The organism is Gammaproteobacteria bacterium, assembly GCA_003696665.1.
Taxonomy (GTDB): domain Bacteria; phylum Pseudomonadota; class Gammaproteobacteria; order Enterobacterales.
In genome coordinates, this window is the sequence record RFGJ01000154.1 from 1 (window position 1) to 1,398 (window position 1,398).

Below are 1,398 nucleotides of genomic sequence, written 5' to 3' on the forward strand. Positions count from 1 at the left end.
CGCCGGCTCAGCAAAGCGCTTAAGCGGCACTTCCGCCATGATTTGTGCCGCCCAACCTCCCAATATGGTCCATAACCCCAACCAAATCCATCTTTTCACAAGTTTCCTCCTATACAGCTTTTTCCGAACGCGCACTAGCATACCAAAGGATGGACAAAACACCATGTGAACTATTCACACTTTATGCGAATTTTTGCCTAGGCCATCTTCGCCAACTCGTCATGGCCTGTTTCAATCATGCGTGATAGCCAGACAGCAAAATAGGGGGTTTGAGCCAGTCCACCAACCAACGCGAAGTCCTCGCCTTTGAGAAAGTGTCCCTCTGGTCCCGTGCCATTAGTGCGCATGCTCATCACCAGCACCGGTAGACCATCGGATTTCGCGTGCCTGCCATCGACTGTGCATTGTACGGAATGTCAGCTGTCACACGTGTACGCGAGGCAAGTAAGGCGAAAGTATCAGCTTCAGTCGGCCGATATTTTGCTTTCAGTAAATGTCCTTGATCATCACCGCCGCTATTTTCAAGTCGTTGATTATTGCGCAAGGCGATATCGCCCCAAGTTGATGCGCCCACGTGATAAAGAAGACTCAACTGATCAGCATTATCACGGGCCAGCCAAGTGACATTTGATAACCAGCGGTCACTGCCACTCGACACCTGGGTTGACAAACGCAAGGTTGACTCCCCGGGCTCGACAAATCTGTCAGCATCAATCGTTCGCCCAACCACGGCCCCCGCGAGCGCGCCACTGCCCTAGAGACCACTAAAATGGCCCGTCGTGATTTCAATCTGTTCGAGTAGCATGGGATTGACTTGCCAACGCGCATCGTGTCCCCGCTCATACACCACCGGAATACCATCCATGACAAGTGCCGCGCGTGAGTCATCGAGGCCGCGAATCACAAGCTGTTGCGCCATACTGCGCGGACCGCCCGCCACATCAACATTGGCCATCTGACTGAGAATTTCTGCAATGGATCGACCAAGCTGAGTTGTCAGCTCGTCGTGAGAAAGCGACCTGCTTTCCAACGCTTTGACACGGCCAGCCGCTTGTCCGCGCGTGGCCTCAATGAGCAAATAGCCTTCATCTTGCGGCGACTCATCTTTGCGACCTGTGGCCATCTCATTTGCGTTCGTCGCAAGACTTGATATGCCAAGCAAACCAACAAGTAATACTGCACGAAACATGTTTTCCCCCATATAAAGTCATGATTTCGTGCTGGCTAACCTAAATTGCTGGCTCGCACTCGATAAGTGATAGAAACTAGTTGAGAATCAATTTGCCATTTTTCGTCATTCGCAAAACATACAAACGATCTTGATGTCGGATGTATAGCGCTCCGCCTTGACCAAGCAATTGCCTGCTGCTGATCAGATTGATTGGTTCCGCACTACTC

At 51.4% G+C, this 1,398-nt stretch carries 3 protein-coding genes; all 3 read right to left on the reverse strand.

Annotated elements, in window-relative coordinates:
- Positions 1-352: 352 nt before the first annotated feature.
- Positions 353-730 carry a hypothetical protein gene (locus tag D6694_04745; GenBank protein ID RMH45433.1) on the reverse strand — a complete coding sequence of 126 codons (378 nt, stop codon included), beginning with the start codon at positions 728-730 and terminating at the stop codon, positions 353-355.
- Positions 731-754: 24 nt separating this feature from the next.
- Positions 755-1,201, reverse strand: a complete 447-nt coding sequence (locus D6694_04750; GenBank protein ID RMH45434.1) for a hypothetical protein — start codon at positions 1,199-1,201, stop codon at positions 755-757.
- A 64-nt stretch (positions 1,202-1,265) separates the two neighbouring features.
- Complete coding sequence (hemP, locus tag D6694_04755) at positions 1,266-1,382, reverse strand: hemin uptake protein HemP (GenBank protein RMH45435.1); 117 nt, start codon at positions 1,380-1,382, stop codon at positions 1,266-1,268.
- Positions 1,383-1,398 lie beyond the last annotated feature (16 nt).

Excerpts from the sequence above, each read along its gene's own strand:
- D6694_04750 (RMH45434.1), bottom strand. The coding sequence starts at position 1,201 with ATGGGGGAAAACATGTTTCGTGCAGTATTACTTGTTGGTTTGCTTGGC.